Here is a 15116-nt window from a genome sequence, read left to right on the forward strand (position 1 = left end):
TCAGGCCGTCTGCCGCGCGGCGGGCGCGCTCGCCCCCGTGAAGCCGAAGACGCGCCGGGCCAGCGTGTGGACCAGGAGGCCGAGGACGAAGCCGTACGCCGTCACCATGCCGTGCCCGTTGGACTGCGCGAACCACATGGCCAGGCCGAGCACGGGCGCGGCGATCGCGAGGAGCGCGTCCTTGCGGTCGCGGCCGCGCAGCAGGAGGCCGGCGGCCAGGGTGGCGGCGAGGAAGTACGTCGCGCCCGAACTCCCGGCGAAGTTGCGGGGGTCCGTGCTGCCGCCGGTCTGGCCGAAGAGCGCGTCGATGTGCTCCGGCAGGAGGATGCCCGCGGCGAACAGCAGCACCATCAGGGGCGCGCCCCAGAACCACTCCGCCAGCGCGGCGATGACGGCGAGGGTGGCGATGTTCCACGCCCCGCCGAGGAACCCGCCGTTCTGCATGAAGACCGAGGTGACGACGCGCCACCAGCCCGACTTGTCCGGGTCGCTGTCGAAGGTGTCCATGGCACCCGACCAGCACAGCTGGGTGACGACCCCGGCGAGCGCGATCCCGGTCAGCCCGGCCGCGGCCCAGGGCGTCCGGCGCCGGCGCAGGGTGTCCTCGCCGATGAGGGCCAGACCCCCCTTGAACATCAGAACCATCAGTGCCGCCGTGGTCACGTTGAACAGCAGTGCGCCCATCGCCACCAGCCCCCCCTCGAACGCCGTGTTGTTTGTGCTGGACACGACAGTAGCCCGGGTGGGGGTCAGTTTCAAACACTGTTTGAAAATTGTGGTTAGGCTGAGCCCATGAAGCTGACCGCAGACCGGATCATCGACGCGGGCATGGCTGTGTTCGCCGAGTCCGGCTACCACGGGTTGTCCATGCGACAGGTGGCGGAGCGCCTGGGCGCGCACGCCGGGAGTCTCTACTACCACGTGCCCAGCAAGAGCGCGCTGCTCCGGCTGATGGCGGACCGGGTGGCCCGCCAGGCGTACGACGCGGGCACCGCGGCCCTCGCGGCCCTGCCCGAACAGGCCGGCTGGCAGGCCCGGATCGAGGCTCAGGCGACGACCCTCCGGCAGAGCCTCCGCCGGCACACAGGCGGCGCGATCATGTTCGCCGACAGTCCGAAGGTGCTCAGCGCCGGGGCGCTCTCACTGATGGAACGCCTGCTGCGCACCCTGACCGACGCGGGCGTTCCCGAGGAACACCTCATCGTCGCGGCCGACAGCCTGCTCAGCCACATCACCGGCTACGTGCTCCAGGAACAGAGCGAGTCCCCCGCCACCCCGGTCACCGCGGAGGACGCGGCCACCCTCCAGGAACGCTTTCCCCTGACCGTGGCGGCGGCGGCCGCCTACGGCCAGGACGAGAAATTCACCCGCAGCGTGCGCATGCTGTGCGCGGGGATCGGGACTCTGATCGACCGGCCCCGCGTCAGCGGGACGAGTCCCGCCGCAAGCGTCTGAACGTCAGCGCCGTCAGCGCCGCCACCGCGACCGGCAGCCACACCAGCGTGTCCCACGGGATCAGTTCGGCCGCGGCCAGCGCGCACAGGAAAGGGGTCGTGAGGAGGACGGGGAGCGTCGACGCGAGGGCCGTACGGGAGTCGGGGGTCATGGGAAAGGGCTCCTTCAGGTGCGGGCGCGGCGGGCCGCGTCGAGGTAGGTGGTGAGGTCGTGCCAGCCGTCGGCGGGGGCGGGCTCCTTTGACATCGCGGCCGGGTCGGCGCGCCACGCGCCCCGTACACCGGCGGAGATCCCGGCGTCGCCGCCCGTGAACAGCGCGCTCAGCTCGTCCATGCGGTCCACGACCCGCCGGACCTTCTTGTCGGTGGGCGGGACCCCGGACGTGCGGAGCCGTTCGGCCCTGCGGTGGAGCTCGGGCCACTCGACTTCCAGCAGATAGTGCCGGGCGGGCCCCACGGCGGCGGCGCGGGCGCCCAGTTCGCGGATCTGGTCGTCGTCCAGGTGCTCGCGCAGGGCGCGCCGGCCCTCGGGGCTGGTGCCGCCCGTCGCCCGCAGCGCGTCGAGCAGGAGCTCCCCGCCCGCGGCCGGCCGGTCCGTGGCGAGCGCGTCGCCGAGCCGTACGAGCCGCTGCCGCAGGGTGTCGAGCGCGGCGATGGACGCCTCCACCTCCGCCAAGTGGTCGCGGACCAGCCGCTCCGGGTCCACGCCGGTGTCGAGGCAGACGGCGATGCTCTCCAGGCTCAGCCCGAGCCCGCGCAGGGCCAGCACCTGGTACAGCCGCGCGAGATCGCCCTCGGTGTACTCCCGGTGCCCGCCCGCCGTGCGCCGCGAGGGGCTGAGCAGGCCGATGGTGTCCCAGTGATGCAAGGTCCGCACGGTGAGCCCGCATGCCTCGGCCAGGGGCCCGACCTTCCAGGTGGAAGTGATCATGTCTCCACCATGCATCCTCACGCGACGTGAGGTTCAAGCGCACTGGAGTCCCGCTTCCTCCTGGGTGACCCTGGAGTCCTCGGCAACGCCCCGCCACGCGCCGCAGGAGGACCCGTGTCCGACGAACGTGACCGTGAGCTCGCCGTGGACGCCGCGCTCCGCGCGCTCCGCCTCGACGACAAGGCCCGGCTGCTCGCCGGGGACGGGATGTGGACGCTCCCCGCGCTGCCGGCCATCGGCCTGCGCGCCCTCGTGATGTCGGACGGGCCCATCGGGGTGCGCGGTGTGCGGTGGACCGCCGCGGACCCCTCGCTCGCGCTGCCCAGCCCCACCGCGCTCGCCGCCACCTGGGACCCCCGCCTCGCGCGCCGCGCGGGACGCGTGCTCGCGCAGGAGGCGCGGCGCAAGGGCGTGCACCTGCTCCTCGCGCCCACCGTCAACCTGCACCGGTCACCGCTCGGCGGGCGGCACTTCGAGGCGTACAGCGAGGACCCGTACCTCACGGCGGCGATCGGCACCGGCTACGTCCTGGGCGTGCAGGACGGCGGCGTCGGCGCGACGCTGAAGCACTTCGTCGCCAACGACGCCGAGACCGAGCGCTTCACCGTCGACAACCGCGTCCCCGGACGCGCCCTGCGCGAGCTCTATCTGGCCCCCTTCGAGGCCATCGTCCACAGCGCCCGACCGTGGGCCGTCATGGCCGCGTACAACCAGGTCAACGGCGTCCCCATGACCGAACACCACCACCTCCAGAACGAAGTGCTGCGCGGCGAATGGGGCTTCGACGGCTGTACGGTCTCCGACTGGCTCGCTGCCCGCGACACCGTCGGGGCGATCCGCGGCGGCCTGGACATCGCCATGCCCGGCCCGCGCACGGTCTACGGCCCCGCGCTGGCGGCGGCCGTGCGGGCGGGTGAGGTGCCGGAGGCGCTCGTGGACGCCGCCGCGCGCCGGGTGTTGCTGCTCGCGGCGCGCGCCGGGGTGCTCGACGGCGCACCGGCCGCCGTCACCCGGCCACCCGCGCCCCTCGACGGCGAGGCCCTGGCCCGGGAAATCGCGTGCCGTTCCTTCGTCCTCGTCCGCAACGAGGCCGCACCGGCCGGTGAGCGCGCCCTCCCCATCGACCCCGCCCGCACCCGCCGCCTCGCCCTCCTCGGCGGCGCCGCCCGGGACGCCCGGATCCTGGGCGGCGGTTCGGCACAGGTCTTCCCGGCCCACGTCGTCTCGCCTCTCGACGGGCTGCGGGCCGCGCTCCCCGACGGCGTCCTCGCCTACGCCGTGGGCGCCGACCCCGGCACCGAACTCGCCGTCGCGGCGGAGGGTTTCCGCCTCGTCGCCGTCTGCCGGGACGCCGCCGGCCGGGTCCTCGGGCGCGAGGAGATGACGGACGGCGCCGTGCAGTGGGTCGGCGACCTGCCGGACGGCGTCGCGTACGCGGCCCTGCACACCGTCGAGGTCACCGGCACATTCACCCCGCGCGCGAGCGGCCCGCACGCCTTCGGCACCAGGGGGACCGGCGGCTTCCGCCTCACCGTGGCCGGACGGCTCCTCGGCGACGACACCGAGCCCGGCGGCACCGAGCCCGTTGGCACCGAGCCCAGCAGCACCGGCGCCGATCCCTTCGAGGCGTTCCTGGGCGCGCCCGTCACCCGGGGCGAGGTGGCCCTGGAGGAGGGGAAGCCGGTCGGCGTCAGCCTCGTCTGCACCGTGACAAAACCCGCGAACACCCCCATAGAGGCTGTGGCGTTCGCCCTCCTGCACCGCGAACCCCAGCGCGATCCGGACGCGTTGCTGGAAGAGGCCGTGGCCGTCGCGGCGGGCGCCGACGCCGCCGTCGTGGTCGTCGCGACGACCGAGCGCGTCGAGAGCGAGGGCTTCGACCGCACCACCCTCGCCCTGCCCGGCCACCAGGACGCGCTCGTCGCCAGGGTCGCCGCCGTCAACCCCCGTACCGTCGTCGTGGTGAATTCCGGCGCCCCGGTCGAATTGCCCTGGCGGGAGGACGTAGCCGCCGTGCTGCTCGGCTGGTTCCCCGGCCAGGAGGCGGGCGCGGCCCTCGCGGACGTACTCCTGGGCGCCGCCGAGCCGGGCGGCAGGCTCCCCACCACCTGGCCGGCCCGCCTCGCGGACGCCCCGGTGACGGAGGTTGACCCACGCGAGGGTGAACTTGCTTATGAGGAAGGTGTGTTCATCGGATACCGTGCCTGGGAGAAGGCGCGGGCGGTCCCGGCTTACGCCTTTGGCCATGGCTTGGGCTACACCGACTGGTCGTACGAGGCGCTGGACATCCGGAGCGAGGGTACGGATGCCCCGGTGGCCACGGTCCGCGTGCGCAACACCGGCACGCGGTTCGGCCGGGAGGTGGTCCAGATCTATCTCGCCGCTCCTCGGGGCGGCGCGGTGGAACGCCCGGCCCGTCGGCTGGCCGGTTTCGCCTCGCTGGAGGCGGAGCCGGGGCGGACGGCGGAGGCGGCCGTCGCCCTGGACCCCCGCGCCTTCGACGTGTGGGACGAGACCGCGGCCGCCTGGCGGCGCCTCCCCGGCACGTACACCGCCGAGGCCGGCCGCAGCGTCGCCGACCGCAGACTGACCGCCACCGTCCGGGTCTGACCGGCCCCGTTCCCCTTCAGGCGCGGGTCACGCCGGGGGCCGGGGCGAGGTGATCGTGCGGTAGGCCATGTCCGCCAGCTGCTGCTGGCCGTCCTTGCTCGGGTGGAACCAGTCCCACTTGCTCAGCGCCTGGCCCGTGAAGCCGTAGTCGTGCACGGAACCGTCGTAGCGGCAGAGCTTGTCCCGGCGGCAGACGTCCGCGAGGACCGCGTTGTACTCCCCGACCCGCTTGTCGACCTGCTCGCGGCGGCCGGCCGAGTCCGCGTCCACCTTGCCGGCGTCGCGCAGCATCGAGGGGCAGATGCCGAGGTTCCACACCGTCTTCGCGAAGTCGTTGCCCCGCCCCTGGGACCACAGCCGCTTCAGGTCCGGGATGGAGGCGACGTACAGCTGGGACGTGGGCAGGGCGGTGCGCAGCTCCTTGACCGACCGCTCGAAGTCCTTGCGGAAGGTGTCCACCGGCGTCATCGCGCCGACGTCGGCGCGGCACGCGTCGTTGGCGCCGAGCAGCACGGTGACCAGCTGCGGTTTGTTGGCCACGGCGGCCTTCATCTGGGCGGGGAGGTCGGACATCCGGGCGCCGGTCTTCGCGAGGTTCCAGCTGCTGGTCCGCGGGGTGGCCAGCAGGCGGTTGGCGAGGCTGTCGACCTGGGTGCCGGTGGCCCAGGAGACCTCGGGGCAGTCGGCGAGAAGGGAACAGGCGTCGAAGCCGCGGCTGATGGAGTCGCCGAGGGAGGCGAGCGAGGCGGGCCGGGTCTGCCACGTGGGGCCGGGGCTCGCGCTCGGCCGCGCGCCGGGCTTCGCTGCGTCCTTGCCGTCGTCACAGCCGGTGACGAGCAGGGCCGCCGCGGCCACGGCGGCGGCGGCCCGTACGGCCCCGCGCGCCTTCCGTCCCGCGCTGTCGCGCATGGCTTCGTCCCCTCCGGCCGGGTGATATCGGTTCGGGTCCGACGGTACGTCACCGGAGGGGTGCCACCGCACGGTAGCTTTTCCCCGGGGGAGGCCGGGCGAGGCCCGGCAGGCTTCGCGCTCAGGTATCGCCGCTAGGGCAACACATCACATCCTGTCCCTTTTCAGGAGAATTGCTCCCGATGGTGTTTACTGTTGGTAACCTCGTGAGCTGGTGCGGGAGTGGCCCTTGGGGCAGAATGTCTGCTGCTGTCCCAGGCGGGACCGGTACGGGTGCGAGGCCGCTGGGGAAGGCGAACCTCGAACCGCACTGGAGGTCCCGGTGACGACACGTGGAGTTCTCTACGTGCACTCCGCGCCGCGCGCGCTGTGCCCGCACGTCGAATGGGCCGTCGCGGGCGTGCTCGGTGTCCGCGTCACGCTCGACTGGATCAGACAACCCGCCTCACCCGGCACCTGGCGTGCGGAATTCTCCTGGCAGGGGCAGGTCGGCACCGCCTCCAAGCTCGCCTCCGCGCTGCGCGGCTGGCACCTGCTGCGCTTCGAGGTGACCGCCGAGCCGTGCGCGACCGCCGAGGGCGAGCGCTACAGCTCCACGCCCGAACTGGGCATCTTCCACGCGGTCACCGGCATCCACGGTGACATCCTCATCCCCGAGGACCGGCTGCGGGCCGCGCTCGCGCGCGCCGCCCGGGAGGAGAGCAACCTCGCCGCCGAGGTCGCCAAGCTCCTGGGCAAGCCATGGGACGACGAACTGGAGCCGTTCCGCTATGCCGGCGAGGGCGCGCCGGTCAGATGGCTGCACCAAGTGGTCTGACCAGGGCGCGCGCAGGCGGCGCGCTCTTGCCCTGGAGCCCGCTCCAGGGGCTAGCGTCACCGCATGCCTGAAACGACCTCAGTCACCCTCCTCGGCACGGGAATCATGGGCGCGGCCATGGCCCGCAACCTCGCCCGCGCCGGTCTCGACGTCCGCGCCTGGAACCGCAGCAGGGAGAAGGCCGAACCGCTCGCCGCCGAGGGAGTGCGCGTCGCGGACAGCCCCGCCGACGCCGTGCGGGGCGCCGACGTGGTCCTGACCATGCTCTACGACGGGCCCGCCGCCCTGGAGGTGATGCGGGCCGCGGCGCCCGGGCTGGCGCCGGGCACCGTGTGGGCCCAGTCCACCACCGCGGGGCTCGACGGCTTCGAGGCCCTCACCGGCTTCGCGGCGGAGCACGGCCTGCTCTTCGTCGACGCCCCCGTCCTGGGCACCAGGGCGCCCGCCGAGGCCGGGCAGCTGACGGTCCTGGCCGCCGGGCCCGCGGAGGCGCGTACGGCCCTCGTGCCCGTCTTCGAGGCCATCGGCAGCCGTACGGTCTGGGCGGGCGACGACGCCCCGGCCGACGCGGCCACCCGGCTCAAGCTCGTCATCAACAGCTGGGTGCTCGCCGTGACCCACGGCACCGCGGAGGCGCTCGCCCTGGCCGAGGGACTCGGCGTGGACCCGGCCGGTTTCCTGGACGCCGTCGAGGGCGGCCCGCTCGACATGGGCTATCTGCGGGCCAAGGCGGCGCTGATCCTCGGGGGCGGGCTCACCCCGCCCAGCTTCGCCACCACCACGGCCGAGAAGGACGCCCGGCTGATCGTGGCCGCGGGGGAGCGGGCCGGGGTGCGGCTGGACGTGGCGGCCGCGGGCGCCGAGCGCTTCCGCCGGGCCGCCGAACAGGGCCACGGCGCCGAGGACATGGCGGCCTCGTACTTCGCGAGCTTCGACCGCTGACCTTCCGCCGGGAAAACGCGAGCGGCCCGCTCCCGGACGAACCGGGGCGGGCCGCTCGCGCGTCGCGGGCGCGGGGATCAGACCGAGCGGAGGGCGAGGACCACGTTGTGGCCGCCGAAACCGAACGAGTTGTTGATCGCCGCGATCGGGCCCTCGGGCAGCGGACGCGGCCGGTCGCGGACGATGTCCGCGTCGATGTCCTCGTCCAGGTCGTCGACGTTGATGGTCGGCGGGGCCATCCGGTGGTGCAGGGCCAGGACGGTCGCGACCGTCTCGATGCCGCCGGCGCCGCCCAGCAGGTGGCCGGTCATCGACTTGGTGGCGGACACCGCGACGTGGTCGAGGTCGTCGCCGAGGACCTTGCGCAGGGCCTTGATCTCGGCGGCGTCGCCCTGCGGGGTGGAGGTGGCGTGCGCGTTGAGGTGCACGATCTCCGAAGGCTTGAGGTCGCTGTTGTCGAGCAGGTTCTGCAGCGCGGCGGCGATGCCGCGGCCGGTCGGCTCGGGCTGCGCGATGTGGTGGCTGTCCGCGGACAGGCCCTGGCCCAGCACCTCGCAGTAGACACGGGCACCGCGCGCGGCGGCGTGCTCGGCCGACTCCAGGATGACGACGCCCGCGCCCTCGCCGAGGACGAAGCCGTCACGGCCCTTGTCGTACGGGCGGGACGCCTTCTCCGGCTCGTCGTTGTTCTTGGACATCGCCATCATGTTGGCGAAGGCCACGATCGGCAGCGGGTGGATGGCCGCCTCGGTGCCGCCGGCGACGACCACGTCGGCACGGCCGGTGCGGATCATCTCCACGGCGTAGCCGATCGCCTCGGCGCCGGACGCGCAGGCGCTGACCGGGGTGTGCACGCCCGCCTGGGCGTTCACCTCCAGGCCGACGTTGGCGGAGGGGCCGTTGGGCATCAGCATGGGCACGGTGTGCGGGGAGACGCGGCGGACGCCCTTCTCCTTGAGCACGTCGTACTGGTCGAGGAGGGTGGTCACGCCGCCGATGCCGGAGGCGATGACCGTGCCGAGCCGCTCGGGCGCGATCGACGCGTCCTCGCCGGCCTTGGCGGTGAAGCCCGCGTCGGCCCACGCCTCACGGGCGGCGATCAGCGCGAACTGCGCGGACCGGTCCGTCTTGCGGGTGAGCGGGCGGGGCAGGACGTCCTCGGGGTCGACGGCCGCGCGGGCCGCGATCCGGACGGGGAGGTCGGCGAATCGCTCGCCTTCCAGGGGCTGGACCCCGGAGCGCCCGGCGAGCAGGCCCTCCCAGGTCGATGCGCTGTCGCCACCCAGCGGTGTGGTTGCGCCGATACCGGTGACGACCACGGTGCGATTGGTCGGGTTCACAGGGATTCTGTCTCCACGTGTAGAGGTGCTGGAACCGCCACCACTGGGGTGGCGACGAACGCTTGGATCAGGCCTGGTGCTTCAGGATGTAGTCGGCAGCGTCACCGACGGTCTTGAGGTTCTTGACGTCCTCGTCGGGGATCTTGACGTCGAAGCGCTCCTCGGCGGCCACGACGACCTCGACCATGGACAGCGAGTCGACGTCCAGGTCGTCGGTGAAGGACTTGTCCAGCTTGACGTCCTCGACGGGGATGCCGGCGATCTCGTTGACGATCTCGGCGAGACCCTCGAGGATCTGCTCCTGGGTGTGAGCCATTGCGGCGCTCCTTCTATGTGCGGTGAAACTGCTGCGTTATGGAAATCTGCTGATGCGGGAGGGGCCGTACGGCGGGGCCGCGCGGATTCTCGCCTAGGGGAGGGTAACGACCGTGGCGGCGTAGACGAGACCCGCCCCGAAACCGATGAGGAGCGCGGTGTCCCCGCTCTTCGCCTGCCCCGTGGCCAGGAGCCGCTCCATGGCCAGCGGGATGGAGGCCGCGGAGGTGTTGCCGGTGGTCTCCACGTCGCGGGCGACCGTGACGCTCTCCGGCAGTTTGAGGGTCTTCACCATCGAGTCGATGATCCGCATGTTGGCCTGGTGCGGGATGAAGACGTCCAGGTCAGCCGGGCTGACCCCGGCGTCGTCCAGCGCCTGCTGGGCGACCTTCGCCATCTCGAAGACGGCCCAGCGGAAGACCGCCTGGCCCTCCTGGGTGATGGCGGGGAAACGGATCTCCTCTATGGCCTGGCGGACCTCGTCGCGGTCACCGCCGGGGAGGGGCGTGGTGCGGTACTCGTCCCAGCCGACCGTCTGCTTGATCGTGTGGGACTTGTCGCCCTCCGAACCCCAGACCGTGGGGCCGATCGCCGGCTCCTGCGAGGGGCCCACGACCACGGCACCGGCACCGTCACCGAAGAGGAAGGCCGTCGCGCGGTCCTCCAGATCCGTGAGGTCCGACAGCCGCTCGACACCGATGACCAGCACATACTCGGCCGAGCCCTCGACGATGAGGCCCTTGGCGAGGGTGAGGCCGTAGCCGAAGCCGGCGCAGCCCGCGGAGATGTCGAAGGCGGCGGGCCTGCCCGCACCGATCTTGTGCGCGATCTCGGTGGCGATCGCCGGGGTCTGCTTGAAGTGCGAGACGGTGGAGACGATCACGCCACCGATCTGCTCGGGGCTGATGCCCGCGGCGGCGATGGCCTTGCCGGCCGCCTCGACCGACATCGCGGACACCGTCTCCTCGGGGCCCGCCCAGTGCCGGGTGGCGATGCCCGAGCGGGAGCGGATCCACTCGTCCGAGGAGTCGATGTGCTTGAGGATCTCCTCGTTCGGAACCACCCGCGTCGGGCGGTATCCGCCCACGCCGAGGATGCGCGCGTAGGGGGCGCCCTTGCTGGGCCTGATCTTCGCGGTCATGCTCTCGGGGCTCCTTATTCGGCCGGGGTCGCGGCGTCGGCGTACTCGGCGATCAGCTCACGCGCCGCGTCCAGGTTGTCCGGGGACTTGAGCGCGAGGGTCCGGACGCCGGGCAGCGCCCGCTTCGCGAGGCCCACCAGGGTGCCGCCGGGGGCGAGCTCGACGATCGCGGTGACGCCGAGCTCCTTGAAGGTCTCCATGCACAGGTCCCAGCGGACCGGGTTGGCCACCTGGCCGACGAGCCGCCGCACGACCTCGGAGCCCGAGGTCACGACCTGGCCGTCCTTGTTGGAGACGTACCGCGTGTGCGGGTCGGCGGGGGCGAGCTCGGCCACCGCCGTCTCCAGGGCCGCGACGGCCGGGGCCATGTGGTGCGTGTGGAAGGCGCCGGCGACCTTCAGCGCGACGACCTTGCGCGTGCCCTCCGGCTTGTCCTCGGCGAGCGCGGCCAGCTGCTCCGCGGTGCCCGCGGCGACGATCTGGCCCGCGCCGTTGACATTGGCGGGCGTCAGCCCGAGCTTCTCCAGGTGCGGCAGGACGACGTCGGCGTCCCCGCCCAGTAGGGCGGACATGCCGGTCTCCGTCACGGCGGCGGCCTCGGCCATCGCGAGACCGCGCTTGCGTACGAGCTCCAGCGCGGCCCGCTCGGGGAGGACCCCGGTCAGGGCGGCGGCGGCGAGCTCGCCGACGCTGTGACCCGCGGTGGCGCCCACCAGGCGGGCGAGGTCCCCGTCCGCCGGGAACAGCTGCCGGGCCGACACGAGCGCGGCGGCGACCAGCAGCGGCTGGGCCACGGCGGTGTCGCGGATCTCGTCCGCGTCGGCGTTCGTGCCGTAGTGGACCAGGTCCAGGTCGATGGCGGCCGACCACTCACGGAGTCGGTCTTCGACACCGGGGAGGTCGAGCCAGGGGGTCAGGAAGCCGGGCGTCTGAGCGCCCTGGCCGGGGGCGACGAGTACGAGCACCCTCACACTCTCTCTCGTGGACGGCCCTGGTCACCGGTGGGGACAGGGACCAAGAACCGTCAGGGGAATTGTTGATGTCCAACAAAAGCCTAGAGCTGGCACTCCGCGTCTGCCAGGCGCCCCAGGATCAGCGCGACCCGCAGGGTGAAGGCCGAGCGCACATCGGAGGGTGACCAGCCGGTGACGTCCGTCACACGTCGGAGGCGGTATCTCACGGTGTTCGGGTGGACGAACAGCATCCGTGCCGCGCCCTCCAGGCTACTTGCCTGCTCCAGATAGACGCTGAGGGTCTCCAGCAGGGCCGAGCCCGCTTCCTCCAGCGGTCTGTAGATCTCCTCCACCAACTGCTCACGCGCGGTAGCGTCCCCGGCCATCGCGCGCTCCGGGAGAAGATCATCGGCGAGTACGGGCCGGGGGGCGTCCGGCCAGGCGGCGCACGCCTTCAGCCCCGCCGCCGCGGCCTGCGCGGAGCGGGTGGCCGCCAGCAGGTCCGGCACCACGGGGCCGGCCACCACCGGGCCCGCCGCGAACGGCCCGATCAGGGCCTTCGCCGCCTGAAGCGGATTGTCCGAGCCGCCCGCGATCACCACCAGCCGGTCCCCGAGCACCCCCGTCAGCACCTGGAGCTTCGCGTGCCGCGACGCCCGCCGGATCGCCTCGACCGTCAGCTCGCTGTCCCCGTCGGGGGCCGTCCCCAGCACCACCGCGACGTGCGAGGGCGAATTCCAGCCGAGGGCGGCCGCCCGGGAGAGGGCGCCCTCGTCGGCCTCGCCCGACAGCACCGCGTTGACGACCAGCGACTCCAGCCGGGCGTCCCACGCGCCGCGCGCCTCCGCGGCCTGTGCGTACACCTGAGCGGTGGCGAAGGCGATCTCCCGCGCGTAGACGAGCAGCGCCTCGCGCAGCACCGACTCGTCACCCGGCGCGGCCACCTCGTCGATCGCCGACTCCATGACCTCGATGGTCGTGCGGACCATCTCCACGGTCTGGCGCAAAGTGATCGCCCGCGTCAGCTCGCGCGGCGCCGTGCCGAAGACGTCCGTGCTGATGGCCTGCGGGGTCTCGGGATGCCGGAACCACTCGGTGAAGGCCGCGATACCGGCCTGCGCGACCAGGCCGATCCAGGAGCGGTTCTCCGGGGGCATCGCCCGGTACCACGGCAGCTGGGCGTCCATCCGCGCGATGGCGGCGGCGGCCAGGGTGCCGGACGACTTCTCCAGACGGCGGAGGGTGGCGCTGTGGGGGTGCGGGGTGTTAGCGGCGGGTTCAGGCACGGGGACAAGCCTGCCTCATTCGGGTGCGGAGCGGGGTCGCCGGGCTACGGTAGCCCGATGACGCACGTGCGACGCGCCGTACAACGCGCAGGTGAACGCTTCCGCGGCGGCGACCCGGAGGCCGGGATCGAGACCTGGCACGCGTTCTCCTTCTCCGGCTTCTACGACCCCGACAACGTCCGTTTCGGGCCGCTGGCCGCCTGCAACGAGGAGCACCTCGCGCCCGGCGCGGGCTTCGCCGGGCACCCGCACCGCGATGTCGAGATCGTGACCTGGGTCGTCGAGGGCGAGCTCACCCACGAGGACTCCACCGGTCACCGCACGGTCGTCCGCCCCGGCGACCTCCAGCGCTTCAGCGCGGGCTCCGGCGCCCGCCACTCCGAACGGAACGAGGGCTCCGCCCCGCTGCGCTTCGTCCAGATGTGGCTCACCCCGTCGGAGGCCGACGGCGAACCCTCCTACGAGCTCCTGCCGCAGGTCCCGGACGGGGAGTATCCCCTGGCGGGGGCGGAGGCGGTGCTCCATGTGCGGCGGCTGGGGGCCGGTGAGGGGGGTGTCCTGCCGGACGGGCAGTGGTTGTACGTGCATGTCGTGCGGGGGCGGGTGCGGGTGGAGGGGGAAGTGGTGTCGGGGGGTGATGCTCTGCGGTTGTTCGAGGCGGTGGGGGTGACGGTGGAGGCGGTGGATTCCGCGGAGCTTTTGCTTTGGGCGATGCGTGCGGAACCGCACTTCGGCTGAGGGGGGCGGGCGCCTGCGGCGGGCTTTCCCCCACCCCACCCCGCCCCTTCCCGGCTGCGTCTGATGTGCGGCTCCGCCGCGTGGGGGGCAAGCCCCCGGACCCCAGCAACACGGCTTCGCCGCGTTGTCCTCAAACGCCGGACGGGCTGATTGTGCGGACCGTAGCCAGCACATTCAGCCCGTCCGGAGTTCGAGGACGCGGCCGCAGGCTGCTCCCGCCGCAGGCGGCAACGAAACCCGCGGCCGGGGGCGGGGCCGGGAAAAAAATCAGCCCAGCTCAGCCAGGACCGCGTCCGTCAGCGCAGGCCAGACCTCCGTCGCCCACGGCCCGAACGGGCGGTCCGTCAGGGCGACGCACGCCGCGCCCGCGACCGGGTCCACCCACAGGAACGTCCCCGCCTGCCCGAAGTGGCCGAACGTGCGCGGTGAGGACGACGCCCCCGTCCAGTGCGGCGACTTGCCGTCGCGGATCTCGAAGCCGAGGCCCCAGTCGTTGGGCCGCTGGTGGCCGTAGCCGGGGAGGACACCGGTCAGGCCGGGGAAGGCCACGGCCGTCGCCTCGTCGAGCGTCTGCCGGGACAGCAGCCGCGGAGCCTGCAGCTCCGCGGCGAAGCGGGCCAGGTCGTCGACGGTGGAGACGCCGTCCTTGGCGGGGGAGCCCTGGAGGTCCGTCGCCGTCATGCCGAGCGGCTCCAGCACGGCCTGCCGCAGGTACTCGGGGAAGGGGATGTCCGTGGCCTTGGCGATGTGGTCGCCGAGCACCTCGAAACCGGCGTTGGAGTACAGCCGCCGCGTTCCCGGGGCGGCCATCGCCCGGTGCTCGTCGAAGGCCAGCCCGGAGGTGTGGGCCAGCAGATGGCGGACCGTCGACCCGGCCGGACCGGCCGGCTCGTCCAGCTCGATCGCGCCTTCCTCGACGGCGAGCAGCGCGGCGTACGCGGCGAGCGGTTTTGTCACGGAGGCCAGGGCGAAGCGGTGCGCGGTCGGCCCGTGGGCCCCCGCGAGAGTGCCGTCGGCCCTCACCACCGCCGCCGCAGCGGTCTCCACCGGCCAGTTGTCGATCTTCCGCAGGCTCTCCATGGATGCGAGCCTAACCCGGCCGGGGTGCCGCCAAGATCTCGCTTGCTTGGAGTGCACTCCAACTCTCTAGCGTTATGGATGTCGCAAGGGCTTTCGACCGTGAACGGCCCGCGACGCGAGGGGGATCCGTATGACCGTTGTGGACCACGCGCCGGCGGAAGTGCTCGGTGACGGCAAGCCCTGCGCGCCGGGGCCGCGGCCTGGACGGCCGCGGGGCGAGCGCCACACGATCAGCGAGGTGGCCGAGTACACCGGGCTGTCCGCGCACACCCTGCGCTGGTACGAGCGGATCGGGCTGATGCCTCATGTGGACCGCTCGCACACGGGCCAGCGCCGTTACACCGACCGCGACCTGGACTGGCTCGACCTCGTCGGCCGGCTGCGGCTGACGGGGATGCCGGTGGCCGACATGGTGCGCTACGCCCAGCTGGTCCGCGAGGGCGAACACACCGTCGCCGAACGCGAACGGCTGCTGAGCGCGCACCGCGACGACGTGCGGCGCCGCATCGCGGAGCTGCGGAGCACGCTCGACGTGCTCGACTACAAGATCGATATTTACGCCGACGCCCGACGCCGGGCGTCCGAAGGGGTCTGAACGCT

Annotated in this window: 16 protein-coding genes; 6 read left to right on the plus strand and 10 right to left on the minus strand. The window is 72.9% G+C overall.

What is annotated here, in order from left to right; genetic code table 11:
• On the minus strand, window positions 1-729 hold the full coding sequence (locus ACZ4A5_RS21965; protein ID WP_467586555.1) for a hypothetical protein: 729 nt from the start codon (window positions 727-729) through the stop codon (window positions 1-3).
• Between the two features lie 63 nt (window positions 730-792).
• Here ACZ4A5_RS21965 and ACZ4A5_RS21970 point away from each other — a divergent pair, with 63 nt between their 5' ends.
• Complete coding sequence (locus tag ACZ4A5_RS21970) at window positions 793-1455, plus strand: TetR/AcrR family transcriptional regulator (RefSeq protein ID WP_467586559.1); 663 nt, start codon at window positions 793-795, stop codon at window positions 1453-1455.
• Here ACZ4A5_RS21970 and ACZ4A5_RS21975 read toward each other — a convergent pair.
• Together ACZ4A5_RS21975 and ACZ4A5_RS21980 are read right to left on the minus strand one after the other, a co-directional pair.
• On the minus strand, window positions 1424-1606 hold the full coding sequence (locus ACZ4A5_RS21975; protein WP_467586563.1) for a hypothetical protein: 183 nt from the start codon (window positions 1604-1606) through the stop codon (window positions 1424-1426). The genes ACZ4A5_RS21970 and ACZ4A5_RS21975 overlap by 32 nt on opposite strands.
• 14 nt (window positions 1607-1620) lie before the next feature.
• Entirely contained in the window at window positions 1621-2385 is a 765-nt protein-coding gene (locus ACZ4A5_RS21980) for a MerR family transcriptional regulator (protein WP_467586566.1), read from the minus strand.
• Window positions 2386-2499: 114 nt separating this feature from the next.
• On the opposite strand from ACZ4A5_RS21980, the gene ACZ4A5_RS21985 reads away from it, so the two are divergent.
• Entirely contained in the window at window positions 2500-4995 is a 2496-nt protein-coding gene (locus tag ACZ4A5_RS21985) for a beta-glucosidase (protein WP_467586569.1), read from the plus strand.
• A 27-nt stretch (window positions 4996-5022) separates the two neighbouring features.
• On the opposite strand, the gene ACZ4A5_RS21990 is transcribed toward ACZ4A5_RS21985, so the two are convergent.
• Window positions 5023-5904: an SGNH/GDSL hydrolase family protein gene (locus tag ACZ4A5_RS21990; protein WP_467586572.1), complete on the minus strand. Its 882-nt coding sequence runs from the start codon at window positions 5902-5904 to the stop codon at window positions 5023-5025.
• A gap of 322 nt (window positions 5905-6226) precedes the next feature.
• Here ACZ4A5_RS21990 and ACZ4A5_RS21995 point away from each other — a divergent pair, with 322 nt between their 5' ends.
• Together ACZ4A5_RS21995 and ACZ4A5_RS22000 are read left to right on the plus strand one after the other, a co-directional pair.
• Window positions 6227-6721, plus strand: a complete 495-nt coding sequence (locus ACZ4A5_RS21995; RefSeq protein WP_467586575.1) for a DUF3145 domain-containing protein — start codon at window positions 6227-6229, stop codon at window positions 6719-6721.
• A 63-nt stretch (window positions 6722-6784) separates the two neighbouring features.
• Complete coding sequence (locus ACZ4A5_RS22000) at window positions 6785-7663, plus strand: NAD(P)-dependent oxidoreductase (RefSeq protein ID WP_467586578.1); 879 nt, start codon at window positions 6785-6787, stop codon at window positions 7661-7663.
• Window positions 7664-7740: 77 nt separating this feature from the next.
• Here ACZ4A5_RS22000 and fabF read toward each other — a convergent pair whose 3' ends face one another.
• The 5 genes from fabF to ACZ4A5_RS22025 form a co-directional block, all read right to left on the minus strand.
• On the minus strand, window positions 7741-9003 hold the full coding sequence (fabF, locus tag ACZ4A5_RS22005; protein ID WP_467586581.1) for a beta-ketoacyl-ACP synthase II: 1263 nt from the start codon (window positions 9001-9003) through the stop codon (window positions 7741-7743).
• Between the two features lie 67 nt (window positions 9004-9070).
• Window positions 9071-9319, minus strand: coding sequence for an acyl carrier protein (locus ACZ4A5_RS22010; protein ID WP_398867472.1), 249 nt, complete (start codon window positions 9317-9319; stop codon window positions 9071-9073).
• 93 nt (window positions 9320-9412) lie between these two features.
• Window positions 9413-10459, minus strand: a complete 1047-nt coding sequence (locus ACZ4A5_RS22015; protein WP_467586585.1) for a beta-ketoacyl-ACP synthase 3 — start codon at window positions 10457-10459, stop codon at window positions 9413-9415.
• Window positions 10460-10473: 14 nt separating this feature from the next.
• A complete protein-coding gene (locus tag ACZ4A5_RS22020; RefSeq protein WP_467586588.1) occupies window positions 10474-11424 on the minus strand; it encodes an ACP S-malonyltransferase in 951 nt (316 codons plus the stop codon).
• Window positions 11425-11513: 89 nt separating this feature from the next.
• On the minus strand, window positions 11514-12698 hold the full coding sequence (locus ACZ4A5_RS22025) for a PucR family transcriptional regulator (RefSeq protein ID WP_398867469.1): 1185 nt from the start codon (window positions 12696-12698) through the stop codon (window positions 11514-11516).
• Window positions 12699-12755: 57 nt separating this feature from the next.
• On the opposite strand from ACZ4A5_RS22025, the gene ACZ4A5_RS22030 reads away from it, so the two are divergent.
• On the plus strand, window positions 12756-13436 hold the full coding sequence (locus ACZ4A5_RS22030) for a pirin family protein (protein ID WP_467586591.1): 681 nt from the start codon (window positions 12756-12758) through the stop codon (window positions 13434-13436).
• Window positions 13437-13703: 267 nt separating this feature from the next.
• Here the strand turns inward: ACZ4A5_RS22030 and ACZ4A5_RS22035 are convergent, their stop codons facing one another.
• Complete coding sequence (locus tag ACZ4A5_RS22035) at window positions 13704-14516, minus strand: serine hydrolase domain-containing protein (protein ID WP_467586595.1); 813 nt, start codon at window positions 14514-14516, stop codon at window positions 13704-13706.
• A 130-nt stretch (window positions 14517-14646) separates the two neighbouring features.
• Here ACZ4A5_RS22035 and ACZ4A5_RS22040 point away from each other — a divergent pair, with 130 nt between their 5' ends.
• Window positions 14647-15111, plus strand: a complete 465-nt coding sequence (locus ACZ4A5_RS22040) for a MerR family transcriptional regulator (RefSeq protein ID WP_467586598.1) — start codon at window positions 14647-14649, stop codon at window positions 15109-15111.
• Window positions 15112-15116: the final 5 nt, after the last annotated feature.

Source organism: Streptomyces sp. NPDC025618 (assembly GCF_055558795.1).

Coding starts and splice junctions, on each gene's coding strand:
- ACZ4A5_RS22000 (WP_467586578.1), top strand. CDS start 6,785: ATGCCTGAAACGACCTCAGTCACCCTCCTCGGCACGGGAATCATGGGC.
- ACZ4A5_RS22040 (WP_467586598.1), top strand. CDS start 14,647: ATGACCGTTGTGGACCACGCGCCGGCGGAAGTGCTCGGTGACGGCAAG.
- ACZ4A5_RS22010 (WP_398867472.1), bottom strand. CDS start 9,319: ATGGCTCACACCCAGGAGCAGATCCTCGAGGGTCTCGCCGAGATCGTC.
- ACZ4A5_RS22035 (WP_467586595.1), bottom strand. CDS start 14,516: ATGGAGAGCCTGCGGAAGATCGACAACTGGCCGGTGGAGACCGCTGCG.
- ACZ4A5_RS21990 (WP_467586572.1), bottom strand. CDS start 5,904: ATGCGCGACAGCGCGGGACGGAAGGCGCGCGGGGCCGTACGGGCCGCC.
- ACZ4A5_RS22030 (WP_467586591.1), top strand. CDS start 12,756: ATGACGCACGTGCGACGCGCCGTACAACGCGCAGGTGAACGCTTCCGC.
- ACZ4A5_RS22015 (WP_467586585.1), bottom strand. CDS start 10,459: ATGACCGCGAAGATCAGGCCCAGCAAGGGCGCCCCCTACGCGCGCATC.
- ACZ4A5_RS21970 (WP_467586559.1), top strand. CDS start 793: ATGAAGCTGACCGCAGACCGGATCATCGACGCGGGCATGGCTGTGTTC.
- ACZ4A5_RS21980 (WP_467586566.1), bottom strand. CDS start 2,385: ATGATCACTTCCACCTGGAAGGTCGGGCCCCTGGCCGAGGCATGCGGG.
- ACZ4A5_RS21975 (WP_467586563.1), bottom strand. CDS start 1,606: ATGACCCCCGACTCCCGTACGGCCCTCGCGTCGACGCTCCCCGTCCTC.